The organism is Enterobacter sp. WCHEn090032 (assembly GCF_003986875.1).
GTDB lineage: Bacteria > Pseudomonadota > Gammaproteobacteria > Enterobacterales > Enterobacteriaceae > Enterobacter > Enterobacter sichuanensis.
Map to the genome: position 1 here is coordinate 133372 of NZ_RXRN01000006.1, position 23543 is coordinate 156914.

At 55.1% G+C, this 23543-nt stretch carries 28 protein-coding genes; 12 read left to right on the forward strand and 16 right to left on the reverse strand.

Going from position 1 to position 23543, the window contains the following annotated elements; genetic code table 11:
• The first annotated feature begins 277 nt into the window (after positions 1-277).
• Positions 278-835, forward strand: a complete 558-nt coding sequence (locus tag EKN83_RS07060) for a YtfJ family protein (protein WP_025758297.1) — start codon at positions 278-280, stop codon at positions 833-835.
• On the opposite strand, the gene cysQ is transcribed toward EKN83_RS07060, so the two are convergent.
• Positions 829-1569, reverse strand: coding sequence for a 3'(2'),5'-bisphosphate nucleotidase CysQ (gene cysQ / locus EKN83_RS07065; protein WP_126800581.1), 741 nt, complete (start codon positions 1567-1569; stop codon positions 829-831). The two genes, EKN83_RS07060 and cysQ, sit on opposite strands and share 7 nt — an antisense overlap.
• 190 nt (positions 1570-1759) lie before the next feature.
• On the opposite strand from cysQ, the gene EKN83_RS07070 reads away from it, so the two are divergent.
• Positions 1760-3703: a bifunctional 2',3'-cyclic-nucleotide 2'-phosphodiesterase/3'-nucleotidase gene (locus EKN83_RS07070; RefSeq protein WP_126800582.1), complete on the forward strand. Its 1944-nt coding sequence runs from the start codon at positions 1760-1762 to the stop codon at positions 3701-3703.
• 68 nt (positions 3704-3771) lie between these two features.
• On the opposite strand, the gene EKN83_RS07075 is transcribed toward EKN83_RS07070, so the two are convergent.
• A complete protein-coding gene (locus EKN83_RS07075; protein ID WP_025758293.1) occupies positions 3772-4158 on the reverse strand; it encodes a winged helix-turn-helix transcriptional regulator in 387 nt (128 codons plus the stop codon).
• 84 nt (positions 4159-4242) lie between these two features.
• Between EKN83_RS07075 and EKN83_RS07080 the strand changes: the two genes are divergently transcribed.
• The 3 genes from EKN83_RS07080 to EKN83_RS07090 all read left to right on the forward strand — a co-directional run bounded on the left by EKN83_RS07080 (position 4243) and on the right by EKN83_RS07090 (position 7039).
• Positions 4243-5091 carry an SDR family oxidoreductase gene (locus EKN83_RS07080; protein ID WP_126800583.1) on the forward strand — a complete coding sequence of 283 codons (849 nt, stop codon included), beginning with the start codon at positions 4243-4245 and terminating at the stop codon, positions 5089-5091.
• 81 nt (positions 5092-5172) lie between these two features.
• Entirely contained in the window at positions 5173-5997 is an 825-nt protein-coding gene (locus EKN83_RS07085; RefSeq protein ID WP_025758291.1) for an AraC family transcriptional regulator, read from the forward strand.
• Positions 5998-6073: 76 nt separating this feature from the next.
• Positions 6074-7039 carry a DMT family transporter gene (locus EKN83_RS07090; protein WP_126800584.1) on the forward strand — a complete coding sequence of 322 codons (966 nt, stop codon included), beginning with the start codon at positions 6074-6076 and terminating at the stop codon, positions 7037-7039.
• Positions 7040-7078: 39 nt separating this feature from the next.
• Here the strand turns inward: EKN83_RS07090 and EKN83_RS07095 are convergent, their stop codons facing one another.
• On the reverse strand, positions 7079-8728 hold the full coding sequence (locus EKN83_RS07095; protein ID WP_047957605.1) for a methyl-accepting chemotaxis protein: 1650 nt from the start codon (positions 8726-8728) through the stop codon (positions 7079-7081).
• A gap of 244 nt (positions 8729-8972) precedes the next feature.
• On the opposite strand from EKN83_RS07095, the gene ytfE reads away from it, so the two are divergent.
• Entirely contained in the window at positions 8973-9635 is a 663-nt protein-coding gene (ytfE, locus tag EKN83_RS07100) for an iron-sulfur cluster repair protein YtfE (RefSeq protein WP_025758288.1), read from the forward strand.
• Between the two features lie 86 nt (positions 9636-9721).
• Here ytfE and cycA read toward each other — a convergent pair whose 3' ends face one another.
• Positions 9722-11131 (reverse strand): D-serine/D-alanine/glycine transporter, encoded by a 1410-nt coding sequence (cycA, locus tag EKN83_RS07105; RefSeq protein WP_008502891.1) that lies wholly within the window; start codon positions 11129-11131, stop codon positions 9722-9724.
• Between the two features lie 312 nt (positions 11132-11443).
• Complete coding sequence (fklB, locus tag EKN83_RS07110; RefSeq protein ID WP_185857656.1) at positions 11444-12064, reverse strand: FKBP-type peptidyl-prolyl cis-trans isomerase; 621 nt, start codon at positions 12062-12064, stop codon at positions 11444-11446.
• Positions 12065-12297: 233 nt separating this feature from the next.
• Here fklB and EKN83_RS07115 point away from each other — a divergent pair, with 233 nt between their 5' ends.
• Positions 12298-12942 (forward strand): OapA family protein, encoded by a 645-nt coding sequence (locus EKN83_RS07115; protein WP_045284427.1) that lies wholly within the window; start codon positions 12298-12300, stop codon positions 12940-12942.
• A 68-nt stretch (positions 12943-13010) separates the two neighbouring features.
• On the opposite strand, the gene rplI is transcribed toward EKN83_RS07115, so the two are convergent.
• Genes rplI through rpsF form a run of 4 tightly spaced genes read right to left on the reverse strand, consistent with a single transcriptional unit; the run spans position 13011 to position 14450 of the window.
• A complete protein-coding gene (gene rplI / locus EKN83_RS07120; RefSeq protein ID WP_003856039.1) occupies positions 13011-13460 on the reverse strand; it encodes a 50S ribosomal protein L9 in 450 nt (149 codons plus the stop codon).
• Positions 13461-13501: 41 nt separating this feature from the next.
• Positions 13502-13729 carry a 30S ribosomal protein S18 gene (gene rpsR / locus EKN83_RS07125; protein ID WP_000135199.1) on the reverse strand — a complete coding sequence of 76 codons (228 nt, stop codon included), beginning with the start codon at positions 13727-13729 and terminating at the stop codon, positions 13502-13504.
• 4 nt (positions 13730-13733) lie between these two features.
• Complete coding sequence (gene priB, locus EKN83_RS07130) at positions 13734-14048, reverse strand: primosomal replication protein N (RefSeq protein ID WP_025758284.1); 315 nt, start codon at positions 14046-14048, stop codon at positions 13734-13736.
• 6 nt (positions 14049-14054) lie between these two features.
• Positions 14055-14450 carry a 30S ribosomal protein S6 gene (gene rpsF, locus EKN83_RS07135; RefSeq protein ID WP_025758283.1) on the reverse strand — a complete coding sequence of 132 codons (396 nt, stop codon included), beginning with the start codon at positions 14448-14450 and terminating at the stop codon, positions 14055-14057.
• Positions 14451-14792: 342 nt separating this feature from the next.
• Here rpsF and yjfY point away from each other — a divergent pair, with 342 nt between their 5' ends.
• Entirely contained in the window at positions 14793-15068 is a 276-nt protein-coding gene (gene yjfY / locus EKN83_RS07140; RefSeq protein WP_025758282.1) for a DUF1471 family protein YjfY, read from the forward strand.
• Positions 15069-15208: 140 nt separating this feature from the next.
• Here the strand turns inward: yjfY and EKN83_RS07145 are convergent, their stop codons facing one another.
• From EKN83_RS07145 to ulaA, 6 genes are read right to left on the reverse strand one after another with little or no spacing between them, the layout of a single operon-like run.
• Positions 15209-15895, reverse strand: coding sequence for an L-ribulose-5-phosphate 4-epimerase (locus tag EKN83_RS07145; protein ID WP_059385657.1), 687 nt, complete (start codon positions 15893-15895; stop codon positions 15209-15211).
• Positions 15888-16748, reverse strand: a complete 861-nt coding sequence (locus EKN83_RS07150) for an L-ribulose-5-phosphate 3-epimerase (RefSeq protein ID WP_059385656.1) — start codon at positions 16746-16748, stop codon at positions 15888-15890. Before EKN83_RS07150 ends, EKN83_RS07145 begins: the two co-directional genes overlap by 8 nt.
• A 9-nt stretch (positions 16749-16757) precedes the next feature.
• A complete protein-coding gene (ulaD, locus tag EKN83_RS07155; protein WP_025758278.1) occupies positions 16758-17408 on the reverse strand; it encodes a 3-keto-L-gulonate-6-phosphate decarboxylase UlaD in 651 nt (216 codons plus the stop codon).
• A 12-nt stretch (positions 17409-17420) separates the two neighbouring features.
• Positions 17421-17888 (reverse strand): PTS ascorbate transporter subunit IIA, encoded by a 468-nt coding sequence (ulaC, locus tag EKN83_RS07160; RefSeq protein ID WP_126800586.1) that lies wholly within the window; start codon positions 17886-17888, stop codon positions 17421-17423.
• Between the two features lie 9 nt (positions 17889-17897).
• Positions 17898-18203 (reverse strand): PTS ascorbate transporter subunit IIB, encoded by a 306-nt coding sequence (gene ulaB, locus EKN83_RS07165; protein WP_025758276.1) that lies wholly within the window; start codon positions 18201-18203, stop codon positions 17898-17900.
• Between the two features lie 12 nt (positions 18204-18215).
• Positions 18216-19616 carry a PTS ascorbate transporter subunit IIC gene (gene ulaA, locus EKN83_RS07170; RefSeq protein ID WP_025758275.1) on the reverse strand — a complete coding sequence of 467 codons (1401 nt, stop codon included), beginning with the start codon at positions 19614-19616 and terminating at the stop codon, positions 18216-18218.
• 358 nt (positions 19617-19974) lie between these two features.
• On the opposite strand from ulaA, the gene ulaG reads away from it, so the two are divergent.
• On the forward strand, positions 19975-21039 hold the full coding sequence (gene ulaG / locus EKN83_RS07175; RefSeq protein WP_047957597.1) for an L-ascorbate 6-phosphate lactonase: 1065 nt from the start codon (positions 19975-19977) through the stop codon (positions 21037-21039).
• A 110-nt stretch (positions 21040-21149) separates the two neighbouring features.
• Positions 21150-21905, forward strand: a complete 756-nt coding sequence (ulaR, locus tag EKN83_RS07180) for an HTH-type transcriptional regulator UlaR (protein ID WP_045284422.1) — start codon at positions 21150-21152, stop codon at positions 21903-21905.
• Here the strand turns inward: ulaR and yjfP are convergent.
• Positions 21902-22624 carry an esterase gene (yjfP, locus tag EKN83_RS07185; protein WP_126800587.1) on the reverse strand — a complete coding sequence of 241 codons (723 nt, stop codon included), beginning with the start codon at positions 22622-22624 and terminating at the stop codon, positions 21902-21904. The two genes, ulaR and yjfP, sit on opposite strands and share 4 nt — an antisense overlap.
• 138 nt (positions 22625-22762) lie before the next feature.
• Here yjfP and bsmA point away from each other — a divergent pair, with 138 nt between their 5' ends.
• Complete coding sequence (gene bsmA / locus EKN83_RS07190) at positions 22763-23092, forward strand: biofilm peroxide resistance protein BsmA (RefSeq protein WP_126800588.1); 330 nt, start codon at positions 22763-22765, stop codon at positions 23090-23092.
• Positions 23093-23228: 136 nt separating this feature from the next.
• Complete coding sequence (gene yjfN / locus EKN83_RS07195; protein WP_021240708.1) at positions 23229-23516, forward strand: DUF1471 family protease activator YjfN; 288 nt, start codon at positions 23229-23231, stop codon at positions 23514-23516.
• Positions 23517-23543 lie beyond the last annotated feature (27 nt).

Sequence of the window (23543 nt, forward strand, 5' to 3'; positions counted from 1 at the left end):
CCGACTGTCCTGAGCGCAAATTTTAATGCCCAATGACTATAGACCAGAACTACGTTGTTACCCAGTGTGCATAAGTTTATTTACCGTTTGATTACAATTATTCAGAATAATCTTTGCAAACCGCCACTGAGAGCAGTATAAGCCGTCGTTTTTTCGTGGATATGTGCGTTGACCCGCAAACTGGCATCGCGATTGCGGGAAAACCACATTGATCGCACTTATCATTAAAAGCGCATGACCAAGTGGTCGGATCACCTGCAAACAATAAGGAAACACCATGACCCTACGTACTATCCTTGCCGCAGCTTGCCTGCTGCTGCCTCTGTGGGCTTGCGCTCACAACATTGAAAAAGGACAACGTGTACCGCCAGTCGGCATTGCTGACCGGGGAGAATTGATTCTCGACAATGATAAGTTTAGCTATAAACCCTGGAATAGCGCGCAGCTCGCGGGCAAAGTGAGAGTTGTACAACATATTGCCGGTCGTACATCTGCAAAAGAGAAAAATGCCAACCTCGTGGAAGCGATCAAAGCCGCAAAATTCCCTCATGACCGCTACCAGACCACCACCATTGTGAATACCGATGACGCCATTCCAGGCTCCGGGATGTTTGTGCGCTCAAGCCTTGAGAGCAATAAAAAGCTCTACCCGTGGTCGCAGTTTATCGTCGACAGCAACGGCGTGACGCGTAAGGCATGGCAGCTTGAGGAAGAGAGCTCTGCGATTATCGTGCTGGATAAAGAGGGCCGCGTAGAGTGGGTAAAAGACGGGGCATTGACTCAGGAAGAGGTGCAGCAGGTTGTCGACCTGCTGCATAAGCTGCTGGCTCAATAAATAGAGACGCGGAAGCCGGGGTTGAGGAACGATTCGCGTGGGGTGTAGTCCAGCTGTTTGCCCTGCCAGTCATGAACATGCGCCCCGGCAGCCGCGGCCACGGCATGCCCGGCCGCGGTATCCCAGATGTTGGTTGGCCCAAAGCGGGGATACAGCTGCGCATGCCCTTCCGCCACCAGGCAGAATTTCAGCGATGAGCCAATCGAGGTGGTCTGGTGTTCACCCAGCTGTTGCAGATACTCCTGCAGCTCGCTGTCGCTGTGCGAACGGCTAATCACCACCAGCGGTGGACGCGCATCGCGCACCTGGATCTGCTTACGTACGCCGCACTCTTCCTTCCAGGCCTTCCCGTCTGCGGCGCTGTACATCACTTTTAACACCGGCGCGTAGACCACGCCCAGCACCGCTTTGCCTTTCTCGATCAGGGCAATGTTGACGGTGAACTCACCGTTGCGCTTGATGAACTCTTTCGTCCCGTCCAGTGGGTCTACCAGCCAGTAACGCTGCCAGTGCTGACGCTCTTCCCAGCTTTGCGGCGCTTCTTCAGAGAGCACAGGGATGTCCGGCGTTAAGGCCTGTAAACCCTTCAGGATCACCTTATGCGCCGCGATATCCGCTGCCGTGACTGGAGAGTCATCTGCTTTACTGACAACCTCCATGGGTTTACTACCGTCATACACCTGCATGATGGCTTCCCCCGCATCCCGTGCGAGCTGACAAATCTTATCTAGCATTTTCCACCTCTTTGTTAACGCAGTGAGGTTAACTCTTTGTTTTAGTTATATCGTAATGTGAACAATTCCGCTATCTGTGAAGCAATTCCGGTTTCAGGTTACTTTTTTCTGTCAGGATTCACATTTCTGTAAGCAACACGTTATAGATACATACTCTTTTGTGGCCTGGATCGAAAAAAGGACTCCTCTGATGATTAAGTTTAGCGCAACGCTCCTGGCGACGCTGATTGCAGCGAGCGTGCAGGCGGCGACGGTTGATCTGCGTATTCTGGAAACAACCGACCTGCACAGCAACATGATGGACTTCGATTACTACAAAGATACCCCGACGGAAAAATTCGGTCTGGTACGTACGGCAAGTTTGATCAACGCCGCGCGCGGTGAAGTGAAAAACAGCGTGCTGGTCGACAACGGCGATCTCATTCAGGGCAGCCCGCTCGGCGATTACATGGCGGCGAAGGGACTGAAAAAAGGCGAGATCCACCCTGTGTATAAAGCGATGAACACGCTGGACTACACCGTCGGCAACCTCGGCAACCACGAATTCAACTACGGCCTGAAATACCTGCATGATGCGCTGGCAGGGGCCAAATTCCCGTACGTTAACGCCAATATCATCGATGTTAAGACCCAAAAACCGCTCTTTACCCCTTACCTGATTAAAGAGACAGAGGTGGTCGACCAGGACGGTAACAAGCAGACGCTGAAAATCGGCTACATCGGTTTTGTGCCGCCGCAAATCATGACGTGGGATAAGGCGAATCTCAGCGGCAAAGTCACCGTTAACGACATTACCGAGACCGCGCGTAAATACGTGCCGGAGATGCGCGAGAAAGGGGCGGATTTGGTTGTCGTGGTCGCCCATTCCGGCCTCTCGGCCGATCCGTACCAGGCCATGGCAGAAAACTCCGTGTACTACCTGAGTGAAGTTCCGGGCGTCGACGCGATCCTCTTCGGTCACGCTCACGCGGTCTTCCCGGGCAACGATTTTGCCAGCATCAAAGGAGCGGACATTGAGAAAGGGACGCTCAACGGCGTGCCATCGGTGATGCCAGGCATGTGGGGCGACCATCTCGGCGTGGTGGATCTGGTGCTGAATAACGAAGGCGGCAGCTGGAAGGTCACGCAGTCAAAAGCCGAAGCACGCCCGATTTACGACGCGGCAGCGAAAAAGTCACTGGCGGCGGAAGATAAAAAGCTGGTCGACGTGCTGAAGCACGATCACGACGCCACCCGTGAATTCGTCAGCAAACCGATCGGCAAATCTGCAGACAATATGTACAGCTTCCTGGCGCTGGTGCAGGATGACCCGACCGTCCAGGTGGTCAACATGGCGCAGAAAGCCTATGCCGAACACTTTATTCAGGGCGATCCGGATCTGGCAAAACTGCCGGTCCTGTCCGCCGCGGCACCGTTCAAAGTGGGCGGGCGTAAGAACGATCCGGCAAGCTATGTGGAAGTTGAAAAGGGCCAGTTGACCTTCCGTAACGCCGCCGATCTCTATCTCTACCCGAACACGCTGGTGGTGGTTAAAGCGACCGGTCAGGAGGTAAAAGAGTGGCTGGAGTGCTCCGCCGGGCAGTTTAACCAGATTGATCCGCACAGCAGTAAGCCGCAGTCGCTCATTAACTGGGACGGTTTTCGCACCTACAACTTCGACGTGATCGACGGTGTGAATTACCAGATTGACGTGACCCAACCGGCGAAGTATGACGGCGAGTGTCAGACGATTAACCCGCAGGCAGAGCGCATCAAAAACCTGACTTTCAACGGCAAAGCCATTGATCCCAAAGCCATCTTCCTGGTGGTGACCAATAACTATCGCGCCTACGGCGGCAAGTTTGCCGGTACGGGGGACAGCCACATCGCCTTTGCCTCGCCGGACGAAAACCGCGCGGTGCTGGCCGCCTGGATCGGCGCGGAGTCGAAAAAGCGTGGAGAAATTCACCCGGCGGTGGATAACAACTGGCGTCTGGCGCCGATCCACAGCGCTACGCCGCTGGACATCCGCGTTGAAACCTCACCGTCCGATAAGGCAGCCGCGTTTATTAAGGATAAAGCGCAGTATCCGATGAAACAGGTGGCGACAGATGATATTGGGTTCGCCATTTATCAGCTTGACCTGAGCAAGTAAAAGAAAAACTGCCCTCTCCCTGTGGGAGAGGGTCAGGGTGAGGGCATCAGGCCGCACATTCCCGCCTTTTACGCCGCACGCTCGTCCCGATTCGCCATCACCTTCGGTGTATTCACCTCGATCCAGTCCGCCAGCGCGGCGACTTTCTCGCTCACCTCTACGCCAAGCGGCGTCAGGCTATACTCTACGTGCGGCGGCACAACCGGATACGACACGCGATCGACAAACCCGTCCATCTCCAGCGCCTGGAGTGACTGGGACAGCATCTTTTCACTTACGCCGCCCATTTTACGGCGCAGATCGCTAAAGCGGTGCGTTCCCTCTCGCAGGGCCAGCAGAATCAGTACCCCCCAGCGGCTGGTCACGTGTTTGAGTACCTCCCGCGAAGGACACTGTTCCGCGAAAAGATTGCCATCGCGCATTTGTTCGCTGAGCGTCGGGATCGTTGTTTTCATACTTACCTTTTTGTACGTACTTACTAAAAGTTAGCTATGGTGCTAGTGTGCCACAACACCAGACAAACACGAAGGAGATTCATCATGATCGCGATTACCGGCGCTACCGGCCAGCTTGGCCATCTTGTTATCGAACAACTGCTAAAAACCGTCCCGGCCGGCCAGATTGTAGCCATCGTACGTAACCCGGCGAAAGCGCAAGCCTTGAGCCAGCAGGGGATTGTGGTGCGTCAGGCTGACTACACCGACGAAGCCGCCTTCACCGCTGCGCTGAATGGCGTAGATAAGCTGCTGCTGATCTCGTCCAGCGAAGTCGGCCAGCGCGCGACACAGCACCAGAACGTGATTAACGCCGCCAAAGCTGCTGGCGTGAAATTTATCGCCTACACCAGCCTGCTGCATGCGGACACCTCTCCGCTGGGTCTGCACGTTGAGCACGTTGCCACGGAAAACGCGCTGGCGGCGTCCGGCATTCCTTATGCCCTGCTGCGCAACGGCTGGTATACTGAAAACTATCTGGCAAGCGCGCCGCCTGCGCTGGAGCATGGCGTCTTTATTGGTGCAGCCGGTGACGGCAAGATTGCCTCTGCCACCCGTGCAGACTATGCCGCGGCGGCGGCCAAAGTGATTGCTGAAGAGGGTCATGCGGGCAAGGTCTACGAACTGGCGGGCGACCACGGCTGGACGCTGAGCGAACTGGCGGCTGAGCTCAGCAAACAGAGCGGGAAACCGGTCACCTATCAGAACCTCAGTGAGGCGGATTTTGCCGCCGCGCTGAAGGGGGTTGGTCTGCCGGCAGGGCTGGCGGATATGCTGGCGGACTCCGATGTGGGCGCGTCGAAAGGCGGCCTGTTCGACGACAGCCGTACCCTGAGCAAACTGATCGGCCGCCCGACCACGCCGCTGGTGGAGAGCGTCAAAGCCATCCTGTAATTGTTAAGAACTGGTTATTTTTTGTGGCATCCCCTCGGGTCATCTTTGATAATGGAGAGATGACCCATGAGGAGGCTCCCTGTGCAAGGCGTACCGGAACAGTTCATTGATGAGAGAGACCACGCGCGCTTTCGCCATCTGGCGCAGGTGCCGGGCATCGAACTCTATCACGCGCATATTTCCCGCTATGCCTTTGAGCCTCACACTCACGAAGCCTTCGGAATCGGCACCATTGAAACCGGTGCCGAGCGTTTTCGCTATCGCGGCACCCAGCACCTCGCCCCTGAAAAATCCGTTGTGACCATGAACCCGGACGAGATCCATACCGGTGAATCCGCCACCGAAGACGGCTGGCGCTACCGGATGGTGTACATCGAACCCGATCTGCTGGAAGAGGTTACCGGCCTCCGGCACTGGTGGTTTAGCGATGTGACCCGTTATGACCCGCTGCGCTCGCAGCAAATCGGCAGACTCATTTATGGTTTGTGGCACACGGACGACCCGCTGGCACAAAAAGGGCTGCTGCTGGATCTGATTGAGACCTTCCAGCCGTTAGCCCACCACGCGCCGGTTATTCACGAAGGGGCACATCGGTTCGAACGGGTGCGTGAGTATCTGCACGATAACTATATGCACGCCCTGACGCTGGACGAGCTGGCCAGCGTCGTCTCGCTGAGCCCGTACCATTTCCAGCGCCAGTTCAAAGCCCATTTTCATGTGACGCCGCATCAGATGCTGATGGCCATCCGCCTGTGGCGCGCCAAGGCGTTCCTCACGCACGGCATGCCCGCAGCAGAAGTCGCCGCCGCAACCGGGCTGACCGACCAGTCGCATTTAACCCGCGCGTTTACCCGCCGCTACGGCATTACCCCCGTGCGCTATCAGAAGCAGGTCGCCCGGCGCTAATGCGCAATCTCATACAATACGCCCCCCCTTTGCCCCGCCTACACTGATCGCAACGTGAATCAATGTGGATGGAAAAATGATTAGTGGTGTGTTGTATGCCCTGCTGGCCGGGATGATGTGGGGGCTGATTTTTGTCGGTCCGCTGATCGTGCCCGAATACCCGGCACTGCTGCAGTCGACAGGACGTTATCTGGCGCTGGGACTGATTGCCCTCCCCCTGGCGTGGCTGGGACGCGCGCGCTTGCGTCAGCTTAGCCGTCGGGACTGGGGCACCGCGCTGGCGCTGACTATGATGGGTAATCTTATCTATTACGTGTGCCTCGCCAGCGCCATTCAGCGTACCGGCGCGCCGGTGTCGACCATGATTATCGGTACGCTGCCGGTCGTCATCCCCGTCTTTGCGAACCTGCTCTACAGCCAGCGAGATGGCAAACTGGCGTGGTCAAAAATGGCGCCAGCGCTGATCTGCACCGCCGTGGGTCTGGTATGCGTCAATATTGCCGAACTGCGTCATGGGCGGGTGGACTTCAGCCTCTGGCGTTACGGCTCGGGGATCGGCCTGGCGTTTATTTCTGTCGCATGCTGGGCCTGGTATGCCCTGCGCAATGCGCGCTGGCTGCGGGAGAACCCGGAAAAACATCCAATGATGTGGGCAACGGCGCAGGCGCTGGTGACGCTGCCGGTCTCACTGGCGGGATATGTTGGGGCGTGTATCTGGTTAAGCCATCAACAGCCGGACTTCGCCCAGCCCTTCGGACCGCGACCGTGGGTCTTTGTCGGGCTGATGATCGCCATTGCCGTGCTCTGCTCCTGGGTGGGCGCGCTGTGCTGGAACATTGCCAGCCAGAAGCTGCCGACGGTGATCTTAGGTCCGCTGATCGTCTTCGAAACCCTGGCCGGGTTGCTGTATACCTTCCTGATGCGCCAGAGCATGCCGCCGCTGTTAACGGCCTGCGGGATCGCGTTGCTGGTGGTAGGGGTGGTGATGGCCGTTAAAGCAAAGCCGGAAAAACCGAGGGTCGTTCCGGCGTCGGAGATGTGATTTTTGCCGGGTGGCGGCTACGCCTTACCCGGCATGATATTAAAACGTTTCCCAGTTCGCTTCAGACGCAGCCGCGACGGGCTGCGCTTTAGGCACGTAGGTTTTTACCGGTGCCGTTTTGACCGCCTGGTTGCGGATGATTTTAAACACCGCCACCGCATCGTTCAGACGAGCAGCCTGGTCTTCCAGCGCGGCAGCCGCGGCCGCAGACTCTTCCACCAGCGAGGCGTTCTGCTGGGTCACGCGGTCCATCTCGGCTACCGCCTGGCCCACCTGGTCGATACCGCGGCTCTGCTCGTCAGAAGCCGAGGCAATTTCACCCATGATGTCGGTCACGCGGGTGACCGCATTAACGATCTCAGCCATCGTGGCTCCGGCTTCATTAACCAGCTGCGAGCCGGCGTTTACCCGCTCGCCGGAATCATCGATCAGCGCTTTGATCTCTTTCGCCGCCTGGGCGCTGCGCTGAGCCAGGGTACGCACTTCACCGGCCACCACCGCAAAGCCACGCCCCTGCTCACCTGCTCGCGCCGCTTCCACCGCCGCGTTAAGCGCCAGGATATTAGTCTGGAAGGCAATACCGTCGATCACGTTAGTAATTTGCGCGATTTTACTGGAGCTGGTGGCGATCTCTTCCATTGTACGCACAACGCCTTCGACCACGTTTCCGCCCTTCTTCGCCGTTGAAGAGGCATCCAGCGCCAGACGGGAAGCCTGACGCGCGTTATCGGCGTTCTGCTTCACGGTTGCCGTCAGCTGTTCCATGCTGGCTGCCGTCTCTTCCAGGGAAGCAGCCTGCTGTTCGGTACGGGAAGAGAGATCGTTACTGCCGGCAGAAATTTCACCGGCACCAGTGTAAATGGTATCGGCCCCTTCTCGCACCACGCCCACGGTGTTCGCCAGCGAGGTTTGCATCTCCTGCACGTTGCGAGCCAGGATCGCCATTTCATTGTTACCGTCTGCCTGAATCGGCTGGGTCAAATCCCCTGCCGCAATGGCACGGATATGGTTGATGACCTCTTCCAGCGGCAGCAGCAGCACGCGGCGCATGGCTACCCAGCTGGAAATAATCACCACAATCACCAGCAACATCACCGCAGAGAGGATCCACAGGATGCGCTTGTAATCACTTTCATTATCCTGAATGCCTTTATCTGTCAGCGCAGCCTGCGCTTCACGCCATTCACGATAAACCGTCTGCATCGCGTTTTGTTTTTGCTCCGCATTCTGCTTAAACATATCTTCCAGATTGCCCTGGCTCAGCAGAACGTTCATTTGCGTCAGCGTCGCGGAGTATATGCGGTACTGCTCTTCAAGCCGGTTCGCCAGGTTTTCATCCAGCCCCGGGGTATTCGGCAAGGCATAATATTTATCGTAATGGACCTGCGCTTCCGCCAGCAGGTTTTTCGCCGTGTTCACCAGCTCATTTAACTGCCCGCCGTTAATCTGCGAGGCCATGCTGCTTTGCAGGCGTAGCATCCCGCGGTTCAGGGTGACGCGCGCCTGGTTCAGGCTGATCCACGCGTCGGTAAACTCCGCCACATTTTTGCTGGAAAGCTGCGACACGGTGAAGTTGTCTTTATCGTTATTCAGCGCGTTGATAAAGATACCGGCAGAAATCACTTGCATGATGCCGAGCACAAGCAGCACCGAAATGAGAAGGGTAATGACTTTTATACGTTTAAACATGCGTTGCCTTTGTTATATGCAGGTTTGTCTGACGTGGATCTATCGGCAGGCGCGGCGGGTTGTTTACTGTTTCTCCACTTTTAAAAAGTTTCTAAAGGATTTTCCCGAGCCCATTCAGGGAGTTAAAAGAGCTATTTTTTTGTGATCTGCATCGCATTTTCACCCTTCCCTCCAAAGGGTTATAGCGCCACCATAAAGATGCATTTAAAATGCAATTTATATTATTGATGACGAGGTAACGCCTATGGCCTTTCGCGACCAACCCCTTGGCGAGCTGGCGCTCTCCATTCCTCGCGCTTCTGCGCTGTTCCGTAAATACGATATGGATTACTGCTGCGGCGGTAAGCAGACTCTGGCACGTGCGGCTTCGCGCAAGGCGCTGGACGTTGAGGTAATTGAAGCAGAGCTGGCACAGCTGGCCGAGCAGCCTGTCGACAAGGACTGGCGCGCCGCCCCGCTTGCGGAAATCATTGACCATATCATCAAACGTTACCATGACCGTCATCGCGAACAACTGCCGGAACTGATCCTGCAGGCGACCAAAGTGGAACGCGTGCATGCCGACAAACCTTCCGTACCCCGCGGCTTGGCGAAATACCTGACCCTGCTGCACGAAGAACTCTCCAGCCACATGATGAAAGAGGAGCAGATCCTCTTCCCGATGATAAAACAGGGAATGGGCAGTCAGGCGATGGGGCCCATCAGCGTAATGGAAAGCGAACATGATGAGGCGGGCGAACTGCTGGAGGTGATCAAGCACACCACCCACAACGTCACCCCGCCACCGGAAGCGTGCACCACATGGAAAGCGATGTATAACGGCATTAACGAGATGATCGATGACCTGATGGAGCACATCAGTCTGGAGAATAACGTTCTGTTCCCGCGGGCATTAGCGGGGGAATAAAAAAGCCCGGTGGCGCTAGCGCTTACCGGGCCTGCAACGTCCTCGAACGTAGGCCGGGTAAGCGTCAGCGCCACCCGGCAACATGCTTACCGCATGCCTGCCATCCGTTTCTTACCGATAAACATCCAGCCCAGCCCCAGCGCGATAAACCACAGCGGCGTGACGATCAGTGCCTGACGGGTATCATCTTCCAGCGTCAGCAGAACCAGTACGAACACGAAGAACGCCATGCACACCCAGCACATCAGCTTGCCCAGCGGCATTTTGTAGATTGATTTTTCATGCAGGTGTGGACGCTGCTTGCGGTACACCAGGTATGAACACAGGATGATGGTCCAGACGAACATGAACAGGATCGCAGAGACCGTCGTGATCATGGTAAACGCGCCAATCACGCTTGGGTTCACGTAGAGCATTACCACGCCGCCCAGCAGGCACATGCAGGAGAAGGTCAGCCCTTTCGCCGGTACGGCACGTTTAGACAGCTTCGCGAACGCGCTCGGCGCCACGCCTTCCTGCGCCAGACCAAACAGCATACGGCTGGTAGAGAACACGCCGCTGTTGGCCGACGATGCCGCAGAAGTCAGCACCACGAAGTTAATCAGGCTCGCGGCAGCAGGCAGACCCACCAGCACGAACAGCTCAACGAACGGGCTCTTGCTTGGCACCACTGAACTCCACGGCGTCACAGACATAATGATGATCAGCGCGAAGACATAGAACATGATGATACGCACCGGAATGGAGTTGATTGCGCGCGGCAGTGATTTCTCCGGATCTTTGGTTTCCGCAGCAGTCGTACCGACAAGCTCAATCCCCACAAAGGCGAACACCGCGATCTGGAAGCCCGCAAAGAAGCCACTGATGCCTTTCGGGAACCAGCCCCCGTCATTCCACAGATGGGTGAACGATGCCTGAACACCGGTTGGGGACTGGAAGTGAGTCAGCACCATCACCAGACCCACCACGATGAGTCCGACAATCGCCACGATCTTGATCATCGCGAACCAGAATTCCATCTCACCGAACATTTTAACGGTGGCAAGGTTGAGGCTCAGCAGCAGCACAATGACCGCCAGCGAGGCCACCCAGTCCGACAGTCCCGGGAACCAGAACTGCGCGTAAGCCGTGATCGCCACGACATCCGCCATACCCGTCACAACCCAGCAGAACCAGTAGGTCCAGCCCGTGAAATAGCCTGCCCACGGCCCGAGCAGGTCAGAAGCAAAGTCGCTGAAGGATTTGTATTCGAGGTTCGAGAGCAGCAATTCACCCATTGCACGCATCACGAAGAACAGCATAAAACCGATAATCATATACACGAATATGATTGACGGCCCGGCCAGACTGATGGTTTTGCCTGACCCCATAAACAGCCCGGTACCGATGGCACCCCCAATGGCAATAAGCTGAATATGACGGTTTGTGAGATTGCGCCGTAGCGACTGTTCAGACGACGCCTCTTCGTCGGCGACGACTTTGACCTGATCTACCATGTGATATTTTCCTGTTTATGCCTGTCTGTGTTGTTAAGGCTCTTCTGGCCTTTAAATACGTCAAAAGATGACGTTCCCCGTGTAAGGGCTAATCGATATTAGGTAAGAATCGGCGGGATGAACACTATGATTTAGATATTATGTTAACAATATGTTGAAAGTGAGTGTCATATCACTCATACAGCGCGAAACAGCTCACAAAAATACACGCAACAGTTTCGTTTGCAAGATAAAATATTGATTACGTCGTAACTATAGGTTTTAACACTATTTTCCCCTCCCCAACCGGGGAGAGGAAATAAGAAAAGTCGATTACAGAATTTCCAGCAGCTCGACTTCAAATACCAGGGTGCTGAATGGCGGGATGGATGCGCCAGCGCCACGTTCGCCGTATGCCAGGTTATGCGGGATAGTCAGTTCCCATTTGGAACCGACTGGCATCAGGGTCAGCGCTTCGATCCAGCCCGCAATAACGCCGTTCACCGGGAATTCAGCCGGTTCGCCGCGCGCGACGGAGCTGTCGAAGACGGTACCGTCGATCAGTTTACCGGTGTAGTGGACGCGAACGTGGTCGGTACGCGCCGGGATTGCGCCGTCGCCCTGATTGATCACGCGGAACTGCAGACCGGACTCGGTGCTGTTCACGCCATCACGCTCACGGTTCTCTTCGAGATATTTCACACCTTCGGCTGCCATCTCTTCAAAGCGCGCACGACGCACGGCGTCAGCACGTTCGTGGATTTCACGCAGCGCACGGTGTACGACATCGACCGGAACGGCAGGCTGTTTGCCTTCCAGCGCGTCAGCGATACCCGCCACCAGCGCTTCTGGTAACAGACCTTCCAGGCCGGATTCGCTCAGTTGCTGTCCTACCTGCAAGCCGATACCGTAACTTGCCTGCGCTTCGATAGTGTCAAAAGTCGGGGTGGTCATGGGTTTTCCTTCCATCACATTTAAAGTAGCGGGCAGCATATCAGCCATGCCCTTATGGGTAAAACTTTGTCTGAAGTTAAGGTGACAAACCGCGACGAAACAGAAACAATAGAGAGAACCAGGATTAATCCCGAACTGATGTCACGGATGTCGGGTTTGCTACGTCGTTCAGGCAGTTAGCAAACTATACTTCGGAGCACAGGATAAAAAAGACGCGGAGCAGGAGGAGTGCCATGCCCGGGCGATTTGAACTGAAACCTACCCTGGCGAAAATCTGGCAGGCGCCGGACAATTTTCGCATCATGGATCCGCTGCCGCCTCTGCATCGCAGAGGGATCATCATTGGCGCGTTGATGGTGATCGTGGGCTTCCTGCTTCCTTCCGGTGGCGATGATGTCGATACCGCGCCCGTCACCCGCAACGCTCAGCTGGACATTCAGTCGCAAACGCGACCGCAGCCTGACGCACAACCCATGCAGACGCAACTCGTCACCCCGTCGAACGATCCGGGTCAGGTCGCGCCGGTTGAGCCTGAGCCCATTCAGGATGAACAGCCGCAGGAGCAGGCCGCCACCCCGTCTGCGCCACCGGCACAACAACCCACCGGTATTGAACAGCAGTGGCGTTCCTATCGCGTGGAGCCGGGCAAAACCCTGGCGCAGCTGTTCCGCGACCACAACCTGCCGCCGACCGACGTCTATGCCATGGCGCAAGTGGAAGGCGCGGGTAAGCCGCTCAGTAACCTGCAGAACGGGCAGATGGTGCAGATTCGCCAGAATGCCAGCGGTGTGGTGACAGGATTAACGATTGATACCGGCAATGGTCAGCAGGTGCTGTTTACTCGCCAGCCTGACGGCAGTTTTATCCGGGCGCGTTAAAAACCGGTTTCTTTAAAAAGCAAAACGCCGGCGCAAGGCCGGCGTTTCAACGTGAGCAGAGTAAAAAATTACTCAGCTACAACGTTAACAACCAGTTTAGCGAACACTTCGCTGTGAACCTGGAAGTCAACTTCGTGCTCACCAGTGGTACGCAGAACGCCGTTCGGCAGACGAACTTCGCTCTTAGCCACTTTAACGCCTGCTGCAGTAACTGCATCAGCGATATCGCGGGTACCGATGGAACCGAACAGTTTACCTTCGTCGCCAGCTTTGGAAGCGATGGTAACAGTGCCCAGTGCGTTGATTGCTTCAGCGCGAGCATTAGCAGCCGCCAGAACGTCAGCCAGTTTGGCTTCCAGTTCAGCGCGACGTGCTTCGAAAAACTCTACGTTTTTCTTGGTAGCTGGAACAGCTTTACCCTGTGGAACCAGGAAGTTACGAGCGTAGCCCGCTTTAACGTTTACCTGATCACCCAGGCTGCCCAGGTTTGCTACTTTATCAAGCAGAATAACTTGCATTACCTTATCCTCTTAAAGTCGTATTAATGGACCGTGCCCGATTACTGATGACGATCAGTGTACGGCAGCAGGGACAGGTAGCGAGCGCGTTTGATAGCGCGAGCCAGCTGACGCTGATATTTTGCACGAGTACCGGTGATACGGCTTGGGACAATCTTACCGCTTTCGGTGATGTAGTTTTTCAGCGTTGCGATATCTTTATAGTCGATCTCTTGAACGCCTTCCGCGGTGAAACGGCAGAACTTGCGACGACGGAAATAACGTGCCATATGGCTAGTCTCCAGAATCTATCAAATCAATCTGCTCGGCATGCAGAACCATTTTGCTCAGACCGTTCTTTGCCTTGTGGCAAGAAATGAACCCCTGAACGATTACTGCACTACCGACCGTTAAACTGTGAGTAATGGCCTGGTTTTCGTGTCCGCTAACAATAACGGGCATTTGGCACCACGCCTGCCGGTGAAACCCGGCTTCCTCTTGCACAGAACGATGCTCAAGCACGAACTGGCAATGCGGAATTCCTGATGGACTGACCTTTCGAAGGGGAGCCCTGCATACGATGCCGGACAACGCCAGACGGTTGGTCATCAGAAATTACTCTTCAGAATCCCCAGCATCAGAATCATCTGCGGTTTCGTTTGCGAAATCATCGCGACGCTCACGGCGCTCGTCTTTCGCTTTAACCATCGGAGATGCTTCGGTAACTGCGTGTTTAGTACGCATAACCATGCTGCGGATAACGGCATCGTTGAAGCGGAAGTTAGTTTCCAGCTCATCGATCACTTCCTGCGGCGCTTCAACGTTCATCAGAACGTAGTGAGCTTTGTGCAGTTTGTTGATCGGGTAAGCCAGCTGACGGCGACCCCAGTCTTCCAGACGGTGGATCGTGCCCGCTGCTGCAGTGATTGCACCAGTGTAGCGCTCGATCATACCCGGAACCTGTTCGCTCTGGTCAGGATGGACCATAAAAACGATTTCGTAATGACGCATCGAATTGCTCCTTACGGATTATTCAGCCTCCTGTCTGGGTCAGCCGAGGCCCGGGGAGGCAAGGAACGTGTTAAAGGTCGGCTGAAAAATTGACGCGTCATAATACTTGCGCGCCCCCGGAAACTCAAGCTGATTGCACAAATAATTCGCACAAAGCGTAAAGCTGGTCTAAGTGGGTGATTTAAAATTAATCGCATCAGGAAGCGGTGTTTTTTTGAACAACTGCATCAGAAATGGTCACGCATCCCCGCCGGATGAGTGATTACACTTTAATCAGAGATCACCTGAATTAAAGAAGGAGCATCCCCCTCTCTCACAGCACGCAGTCGTGGAGCGCAAATCATGAAAAAAATCGCATTAGCCATTATGGCGGCGCTTTTGCTCAGTGCAAACGCGATGGCAGCCATCAAAATAGACGGCCGGCAGGCCAGGAACATGGATGATGTGCAAAGCTTGGGCGTAATCTACATTAATCATAATTTCGCCACTGAAAGTGAAGCAGATCAGGCGCTTAATGAAGAAACCGATGCGCAGGGCGCAACCTACTATCACGTCGTTCTGACGCGTGAGCCCGGCAGCAACGGCAATATGCACGCCAGTGCAGATATTTACCGATAACGCTTTAACGCTAGCACCAGGAAAGCCAACAACGAGAACATAGCCATAGTTTACGTTGCCCCCTGCCCGGGGGCTTTTTTTTGTGAATGGCTCTGAAATACCACCGGTTACAACTGTTTTCGGTATTCCAGAGCACTTATTCACTTCTGCCCGTAATAGGCATTCGGGCCGTGCTTGCGCATGAAATGCTTGTTCATCAGGTAATCATCAATGCCCTGAAGCTGTGGGTTGATGCCGCGGGCAATCCACGCCATGCGTGCCACCTCCTCCATCACGACAGCATTATGTACCGCGTCGTGAGCATCTTTTCCCCAGGCGAACGGACCGTGCTGATAGACCACAATACCCGGCGTATGCAACGGTTCAGTTTCACCCAGCGTATCGATAATCACCTTCCCGGTATTGAGTTCGTACTCCCCTTCCACTTCAGCCTGCGTTAACGCGCGGGTGCAGGGAATGTCGCCAAAGAAGTAGTCCGCATGAGTCGTGCCCAGCGCCGGAATGGCCAGCCCCGCCTGCGCCCAGGCCGTGGCATGGGTCGAGTGGGTATGCACGACGCCGCCCAGTGATGGATAGCGTCGGTACAGCGCCAGATGCGTGGCCGTATCTGAAGAGGGACGCCATTTTCCCTCCACAACCTGTCCGTTGAGATCCACCACCACCATATCGTCAACGGTCATGGTGTCATACGCTACACCGCTCGGTTTGATCACCACCCGCCCCTGCTCGCGATCGATAGCGCTGACGTTGCCCCAGGTGAACGTAACCAGTCCGTAACGCGGGAGATCCATATTGGCCTCAAAGACCTGCTGCTTGAGCTTAAGCATATTCAGCCTCCAGTAACCCCGCCTGCGCCATGCGCTCGCGCACCCAGTCCCGGGCTTTTGCCACTTCCGCGGCCGGGTCGTCCGACGTTTCACTCCACATCTCAATCAGGTACGGCCCGCAGTAGCCTGTCTGTTTGAGCGTCTGGAAGCACCGTTCAAAATCCACCACCCCGGTGCCGAACGGAACATTTTTGAATACGCCAGGACGGGTATCTTTGACGTGAACCGCCACGATATGCCCGATCCCCGCCTGCAGCTCCATTTGTACGTCGTTATCCCACGCCGACAGATTGCCGATATCAGGATAGAGCTGGAACCACGGGTTGTTCAGGTAGTGCGCGTAGCCCAGCGCCTTACTGATGGAGTTCATCAACGGATAATCCATGATCTCCATCGCCAGCGTCACCTGCGCGCGGCTGGCCATCTCGACGCTCTCTTTCAGGCCGTCACGAAAACGACGGCGCGTTTCATCATTGGCTTCCTGGTAGTAAACGTCATACCCGGCGAGCTGAATTACGCGAATGCCAACATCCTGCGCAAAGCGAATGGCTTTACGCATGATCGCCAGCCCCTGCGCACGCACGGCATCATCTTCGCTGCCAAGCGGAAAACGACGGTGGGCGCTGAGGCACATGGAAGGCACGCGCACGCCCGTTTCCGCGATAGCGCTCACCAGCGCCAGACGCTGTTCGCGGCTCCAGTCGAGGCGAGAGAGACGCGCGTCCGTCTCATCCACTGACATTTCGACAAAATCGAAATCCAGCTGTTTTGCCAGCTGCAACCGCTCCAGCCAGCACTCCCCCGCAGGGAGTGCCTTTTCATAGATGCCAAGCGGGACCTGTTTTGACAACATACCCGCTCCTTAGCCCCAAAGCTGAGCGATTGAGCGTTTGAACTGACGCGCAGCTTCTACCGGAGAGGCCGCATCACGAATGCTACGCCCCGCAATAAAGACGTGAATCGGGATGCCCTTGAACAGCGGCAGATCTTCCAGCGCCAGACCACCGGTAACGGTCACTTTAAAGCCCATATCCGCCAGGCGTTTAATCGCGCTGATATCCGCATCGCTCCACGCCACGCCCGCGGCCTGGGCATCACGGCTGCGGTGATAAACCACCTGCTGAATGCCAGCCTCGCGCCACGCCTGTGCCTGCTCCCAGGTCCAGAAACCGGTCAGTTCGATCTGCACATCGCCGTTGAACTCTTTTGCCACGTCCAGCGCACCTTTCGCGGTGTTGATATCCGCACAGCAGATCACAGTGACCCAGTCAGCGTTAGCTTCGAAGCACATGCGGGAGAGAATTTTTCCGGCGTCAGCAATTTTGGCATCCGCCAGCACGATTTTGTGTGGATAGAGCGCTTTCAGGTCGCGAACGGCGCGAACGCCCTCGCCTACGCACAGAATGGTGCCCACCTCGATGATGTCCACTTCTTCGGCGATCAGACGGGTGGTTTCGTAAGCGTGGGACAACGTCTGGTTATCCAGCGCAACCTGCAACATCGGTAATGACATTTTCAATTCCTCTTAAACGGCCGCCGCTGTGGCGTTATCAATTAAATCCAGAACGTCCTGCGCAGTGCGGCAGGCGCGTAAACGGTCAAAATTCGCTTCGTCATCAAACAGATTAACGATCTGCATGATGCCGACCTCCTGATGGGTGTTGGCATCCACGGCCGCCATGGTGATCAGAATGTCGACCGGGTCGTTATCTTCATGGTTAAACACCAGCGGCGTTTTCAGCGTCACCAGCGCGAAGCCGGTTTTCTTCACACCCTCTTCCGGACGGCCATGCGGCATGGCCAGGCCTGGCGCAATGACAAAGTAAGGGCCGTGCTGGGCCACGCCATCAAGAATGGCCTGGTAATAGCGCGGCTCGACTACATCAGACTTAACAAGTAAATCCACACTCAGCTTGACCGCTTCCTGCCAGGTGCTGGCCTCAGCCTGTAAAAGGATGGAGTTATTCTCCGCCAGCGAATCACGTAGTTTCATTGGGCGTCCTTACTTCACGTCTTGTGGGAAGTGTTCTTTGATCACGTCCAGCAGCTTGGGGCCGAAATCCGCTGGCGACAGCATGTTGCGGACGCCCACCACATATTTATTGCCTGACACACTAATTTCACCGGCGATATGGGTAGAGGCGATGATGATATCCGCGCCGTTCAGTTCGCTTTTGTATTCGCCCACTGCACAGCTGTTTACCGTGTGGTCAATGTTGGACTGGGTTAAAAACTGGTCCACTTTCATCTTCATGATCATGGAGCTACCTTGCCCATTGCCACAGACAGCCAGAATACGTACGGTCATAATCGAAACTCCTTAATGAGCAGAAACTTCTGCTGTTTGTTTTTCCGCATCTTCTTCAGCGCGCAGCGCGCGACCCGCGAAGAACATATAAGCCAGAGCAATCAGGATGATGACGGCCATAAAGACCAGTCCGACGGAGGCGAAGCCCTGCATCATCGGTGGGGCCAGAATTGACCAGTCCGCCATGCCCATCCAGGCGCTCATACCGGTGAGCTTGACCGCCCACACGCAACCGAAGATTTCCACCATGCCCATCACCAGGCAGATCTTGAGCGCTGCGCGCCAGCCGCCAAAGTGGTTCGCAAAGACGCCAATGGTGGCGTTGGAGAAGAACATCGGGATAAAGCCAGGAATGATCAGAATGGACGAGCCGCAGCCCACCAGGATGCCCACCGCAATCAGCTGGCCGATGGTGCCCCACATAAAGCCCCAGACCACCGCGTTCGGCGCGAAGCTGTAGATGGCGGCGCAGTCGATGGCCAGCACCGCGCCGGGAATCAGGCGCTGGGAGATCCCGTTGAAGGCTTCGGAGAGCTCAGCAACGAACATACGGACGCCCTGAGTAATGATGAAAATCGCCACCGCGAAGGAGAAACCGGTCTGCAGGATATAGACCGTCCAGTGGGTTTTCCCCGCCATCGCCTGCACCACGTCAATACCGAAGGAGAGCAGAATGGCCCCGAAGAAAATGGTCATCACAATGGCGGTTGAGACGATGTTGTCGTGGAAGATATTCAGCCAGCCCGGCAGCTTAAGATCTTCAACGCTGTCCTCTTTTTTACCCAGGTACGGAGCAACTTTGTAAGCAATCCAGGAGGCAAACTGCTGCTGATGGCCGATGGAGAAGCCACAGCCGTCAGTGACGTCTTGCGTCGGCTTGTACATCATGTTGGAGGTGATCCCCCAGTAGAGCGATACCAGCACGGCCGTGCAGATAATCGTGGTCCACATGGGGTAACCGAAGATAAAGAGAGACACCGCGATCAGCCCTGCCTGCTGGAACATGATGTGCCCCGTCAGCATGATGGTGCGAATACCGGTAATGCGGCGCAGCAGAACGTAAAGGATGTTCAGCGCCAGCGCGAGCAGAACCGCGTAACCCACCCAGCTGTAGGCATCCCCCATGCGATCGATGGTGGCCATCATTGAGGCGTAGGTATCAGAGATCGCACCGTTGATACCATACACTTCCGACATTTTCGCCACGACCGGCTTAAAGGTGCTGGTCAGGATGCCAGACCCTGCCTGCAACAGCATGAAGCCGATAATGGTCTTAATCGTGCCTTTGATAATCACGCTCACGCTTTTACGCAGCAGGATATAACCCAGGCACGTCACAATCCCCAGCAGCAGCGGGGCGTTAGTCATTACCTGATTAAAGAAAACGGTAAAGACGTTGTAGAGGATCTCCATAACTCTCTCCAGCAATGAGAACACAAGGGGCAATCCCTGTGAGGTTGGTGCCATCACTCTATTAATCACAAATAATCACCACAAGATTGCATTTGATTATTTGTGACGTATCCCGCAAATTATTTCCATGCAGTTAGTGATGGCTTTTTCATTCGCATCGAAAAATCAAATTAACCTATACAATTCAATCGATTAATTTTTATCACGAACTCATTTAACAAGGTGAAAGCGGCAAAACCGTGAAGTAGAACAGATAAAGTTCCGCATTTTCACCATTGCAAAGTGCGTAAAAGGATGCCAGCATTAATCACAACAAATCACAACATGATTACTTTTGATTAAAGCAGGAGTGAAAACGATGAGTAAAGTGAACACCATCACCCGTGAATCATGGATTCTGAGCACCTTCCCGGAATGGGGTAGCTGGCTGAATGAAGAGATCGAACAGGAAAACGTGGCTCCTGGTACCTTTGCAATGTGGTGGTTGGGTTGCACCGGCATCTGGCTGAAATCAGAGGGTGGCGCGAATATCTGTGTCGATTTCTGGTGCGGCACGGGCAAACAGAGCCACGGCAACCCGCTGATGAAAAAAGGGCATCAGATGCAGCGCATGGCGGGTGTCGAAAAACTACAGCCGAACCTGCGTACGACACCGTTTGTGCTTGATCCCTTTGCGATTCGCCAGATCGATGCCGTGCTCTCCACTCACGATCATAACGATCATATCGACGTCAACGTGGCGGCGGCTGTGATGCAAAACTGCCCTGACAACGTGCCGTTTATCGGGCCGCAGACCTGCGTGGATTTATGGGTCGGCTGGGGAGTGCCAAAAGAGCGTTGCATCGTGATGAAGCCAGGCGACGTGGTGAAAATCAAAGACATTGAAATCCATGCGCTGGATGCCTTTGACCGTACCGCATTGATTACCCTGCCAGCCGATCAAAAGGCCGCGGGCGTTTTGCCAGACGGTATGGATGAGCGTGCAGTCAACTATCTGTTTAAAACCCCTGGCGGTTCCCTCTACCACAGCGGTGACTCTCACTACTCTAATTACTATGCGAAGCACGGTAACGAACATCAGATTGATGTGGCGCTGGGCTCCTACGGCGAGAACCCGCGCGGTATTACTGACAAGATGACCAGCGCCGATATGCTGCGCATGGCGGAAGCACTGAACACCAAAGTGGTGATCCCGTTCCACCATGATATCTGGTCGAATTTCCAGGCCGATCCGCAGGAAATCCGCGTATTGTGGGAGATGAAGAAAGATCGCCTGAAGTATGGCTTCAAGCCGTTCATCTGGCAGGTCGGCGGCAAATTCACCTGGCCGCTGGACAAAGATAATCTCGAATATCACTACCCGCGTGGTTTCGATGATTGCTTCACCATTGAGCCTGACCTGCCATTCAAGTCCTTCCTCTGATTGTGCAGCCGCCTCGCCAGACAGGATGCCTGGCGAGGCCATATTTCTTTTAGTATTTTCAGGCTATTTCAAATATTATCTTTTCAAATCAATTCTTATCGGAATAGCTCATGACGGAAGCGCAACGGCATCAAATTCTCCTGGAACTCCTGGCGCAAACAGGGTTCGTCACCGTCGAGAAAGTGATCGAACGTTTAGGGATCTCCCCGGCAACGGCGCGGCGGGATATCAACAAACTGGACGAAAGCGGCAAACTGAAAAAAGTCCGCAACGGGGCAGAAGCCATCAGCCAGCAGCGCCCTCGCTGGACCCCGATGAATATCCATCAGGCACAAAATCATGATGAAAAAGTGCGAATTGCCAGAGCCGCGTCACAGCTGGTGAATCCCGGCGAGAGTGTGGTCATCAACTGCGGCTCCACGGCGTTTCTGCTGGGTCGCGAAATGTGCGGCAAGCCGGTGCAAATCATCACTAACTACTTACCGCTCGCTAACTATCTGATCGATCAGGAGCACGAGAGCGTGGTGATCATGGGCGGCCAGTACAACAAGAGTCAGTCCATTACGCTCAGCCCGCAGGACAGCGAAAACAGTCTCTATGCCGGACACTGGATGTTTACCAGCGGCAAAGGCCTGACCGCGGATGGCCTGTATAAAACCGATATGTTGACCGCCATGGCGGAACAAAACATGCTCAACGTCGTGGGCAAGCTCGTGGTGCTGGTCGACAGCAGCAAAGTGGGCGAGCGCGCAGGGATGTTATTTAGCCGCGCCGAGCAGATCGACATGGTGATCACCGGCAAAGGCGCCAACCCGGAAATCCTCCAGAAGCTGGAGGATCAGGGCGTAAAAATCCTGCGCGTTTAAAGGTGCTGGCGGAAAAACGCTACCGTGGCGTCCAGCGCCGTTGGCGTGATGCGGTGGCGGACGCCCGCTTCCCACAGGCACGTCAGATTACCGTCCCGTCCTTCATGCTTTAACGCCTGCTGTAGACGGAAAGTGCCTTCGGGTGGTACCACATCATCCGCATCACCGTGCCACAGCAGCAGCGGGCGATCGGCCAGACGTGGCAATGCCCGGGTCACCTCCCACTCTGCCAGCTTCGCCGTCACTTCCGCGACATCCTGAGGGGGGAAAAGGGTCTTCGCCAGCGACGTAAAATAGCCCGAGCCCATCAGACAGGCGACGGACGTCACGTCAGGATGATGCGTCATAATCCCCAGCGCGACCATCCCCCCCATCGACGCCCCGGCCACGGCCAGTCGATTGTCGGCCACCAGCCCGGCCGCATAAAGCGCATCACGCAACCCGGCAAACTCGGTCAAACTGCCGTGAAGAATGTGCCAGAACCGCCCAAGCCGCGCCTGTTCATCGCCCGTGAAGCGTGCGCCGTGGTCGGGAGCATCCGGCATCACTACCCGAAACCCCGCCTGCGCCAGCGCCACTGCAAAATAACTGTAAACCAGCTTTGATGACGTAAACCCGTGATAGAAAACGACAACCGGTAGGGGTTTATCACGTTTGCCCGCGGGCGTCGCGTGTAAAATCTCATGGTCGCCGAGGTGGCGTATTTCAATTTCAATCATTGTCGACCCTCTGCGAATGTATGATTCATAATGTTGAGAACTGGGTTACGCTTTCACGTCATTTTCATTCGAAATATACGTCCCAGCTAACACTTCGGGAACATTCCCCCGCAAACTCAATTCACAGACAACTACACTATGGCTATCAGGAAACGAGATATGGTTATGCGCAGGTTTGCTGCTTTATTGCTGGTGTTTCTGCTCAGTGGCTGTAGCGCGCTGCAGGGTACGCCGCAACCCGCTCCACCGGTCGCCGATCATCCACAGGAGATTCGTCGTAATCAGACGGAAGGATTACAACGAATGGGCACCGTCTCCGCGCTGGTTCGCGGTTCTCCGGATGACGCAGAAGAGGCAATAAAAGCACAAGCCGTCGCCGCCAAAGCAGATTACTACGTCATCATTATGATCGACGAAACCATCATAACGGGACAGTGGTACTCACAGGCAATTTTGTACCGTAGATAATGGTTTTCCTTTGAACAACATTTACACTGCTTTGCGTCCATAGACATTTTCCTGTCCACAATAAACTCCACGACCGCGTCAATGGAAGGGAGTTTATTCGCGAAGGATTGCCCGGCGGATACCGGAGATATGTGAAATGGAGCTGACGATGAAACGAACTCTTGCTTTGACCTCTCTGTTGCTCTCAGCAGGCCTGGTGAGCACAACCGCGCAGTCGGCAGAATTCGCCAGTGCTGATTGTGTGACTGGCCTGAATGAAATTGGCCAGATCTCCGTGAATAATATCTCGGGGAGCCCGCAGGACGTTGAACGTGTCGTGGCATTAAAGGCCGATGAGCAGGGTGCTTCCTGGTATCGCATCATCCAGATGCAGGAAGATAACCATATTGACCACTGGCGGGTACAGGCCATTCTCTACGTATAATCCCTTCCTGATAAAAGCCACTTATTT

Excerpts from the sequence above, each read along its gene's own strand:
- rpsF (WP_025758283.1), bottom strand. The coding sequence starts at position 14,450 with ATGCGTCATTACGAAATCGTTTTTATGGTCCATCCTGACCAGAGCGAA.
- ulaC (WP_126800586.1), bottom strand. The coding sequence starts at position 17,888 with ATGAAACTACGTGATTCGCTGGCGGAGAATAACTCCATCCTTTTACAG.
- cycA (WP_008502891.1), bottom strand. The coding sequence starts at position 11,131 with ATGGTAGATCAGGTCAAAGTCGTCGCCGACGAAGAGGCGTCGTCTGAA.
- bsmA (WP_126800588.1), top strand. The coding sequence starts at position 22,763 with ATGGCTATCAGGAAACGAGATATGGTTATGCGCAGGTTTGCTGCTTTA.
- EKN83_RS07095 (WP_047957605.1), bottom strand. The coding sequence starts at position 8,728 with ATGTTTAAACGTATAAAAGTCATTACCCTTCTCATTTCGGTGCTGCTT.
- EKN83_RS07060 (WP_025758297.1), top strand. The coding sequence starts at position 278 with ATGACCCTACGTACTATCCTTGCCGCAGCTTGCCTGCTGCTGCCTCTG.
- yjfP (WP_126800587.1), bottom strand. The coding sequence starts at position 22,624 with ATGATTGAAATTGAAATACGCCACCTCGGCGACCATGAGATTTTACAC.
- ulaR (WP_045284422.1), top strand. The coding sequence starts at position 21,150 with ATGACGGAAGCGCAACGGCATCAAATTCTCCTGGAACTCCTGGCGCAA.
- EKN83_RS07150 (WP_059385656.1), bottom strand. The coding sequence starts at position 16,748 with ATGTTGTCAAAACAGGTCCCGCTTGGCATCTATGAAAAGGCACTCCCT.
- yjfN (WP_021240708.1), top strand. The coding sequence starts at position 23,229 with ATGGAGCTGACGATGAAACGAACTCTTGCTTTGACCTCTCTGTTGCTC.
- ulaB (WP_025758276.1), bottom strand. The coding sequence starts at position 18,203 with ATGACCGTACGTATTCTGGCTGTCTGTGGCAATGGGCAAGGTAGCTCC.
- ulaA (WP_025758275.1), bottom strand. The coding sequence starts at position 19,616 with ATGGAGATCCTCTACAACGTCTTTACCGTTTTCTTTAATCAGGTAATG.
- EKN83_RS07145 (WP_059385657.1), bottom strand. The coding sequence starts at position 15,895 with ATGCTTAAGCTCAAGCAGCAGGTCTTTGAGGCCAATATGGATCTCCCG.
- priB (WP_025758284.1), bottom strand. The coding sequence starts at position 14,048 with ATGACCAACCGTCTGGCGTTGTCCGGCATCGTATGCAGGGCTCCCCTT.
- EKN83_RS07090 (WP_126800584.1), top strand. The coding sequence starts at position 6,074 with ATGATTAGTGGTGTGTTGTATGCCCTGCTGGCCGGGATGATGTGGGGG.
- fklB (WP_185857656.1), bottom strand. The coding sequence starts at position 12,064 with ATGACCACCCCGACTTTTGACACTATCGAAGCGCAGGCAAGTTACGGT.
- ulaG (WP_047957597.1), top strand. The coding sequence starts at position 19,975 with ATGAGTAAAGTGAACACCATCACCCGTGAATCATGGATTCTGAGCACC.
- yjfY (WP_025758282.1), top strand. The coding sequence starts at position 14,793 with ATGAAAAAAATCGCATTAGCCATTATGGCGGCGCTTTTGCTCAGTGCA.
- cysQ (WP_126800581.1), bottom strand. The coding sequence starts at position 1,569 with ATGCTAGATAAGATTTGTCAGCTCGCACGGGATGCGGGGGAAGCCATC.
- EKN83_RS07080 (WP_126800583.1), top strand. The coding sequence starts at position 4,243 with ATGATCGCGATTACCGGCGCTACCGGCCAGCTTGGCCATCTTGTTATC.
- rpsR (WP_000135199.1), bottom strand. The coding sequence starts at position 13,729 with ATGGCACGTTATTTCCGTCGTCGCAAGTTCTGCCGTTTCACCGCGGAA.
- ytfE (WP_025758288.1), top strand. The coding sequence starts at position 8,973 with ATGGCCTTTCGCGACCAACCCCTTGGCGAGCTGGCGCTCTCCATTCCT.
- EKN83_RS07115 (WP_045284427.1), top strand. The coding sequence starts at position 12,298 with ATGCCCGGGCGATTTGAACTGAAACCTACCCTGGCGAAAATCTGGCAG.
- EKN83_RS07070 (WP_126800582.1), top strand. The coding sequence starts at position 1,760 with ATGATTAAGTTTAGCGCAACGCTCCTGGCGACGCTGATTGCAGCGAGC.
- EKN83_RS07075 (WP_025758293.1), bottom strand. The coding sequence starts at position 4,158 with ATGAAAACAACGATCCCGACGCTCAGCGAACAAATGCGCGATGGCAAT.
- ulaD (WP_025758278.1), bottom strand. The coding sequence starts at position 17,408 with ATGTCATTACCGATGTTGCAGGTTGCGCTGGATAACCAGACGTTGTCC.
- rplI (WP_003856039.1), bottom strand. The coding sequence starts at position 13,460 with ATGCAAGTTATTCTGCTTGATAAAGTAGCAAACCTGGGCAGCCTGGGT.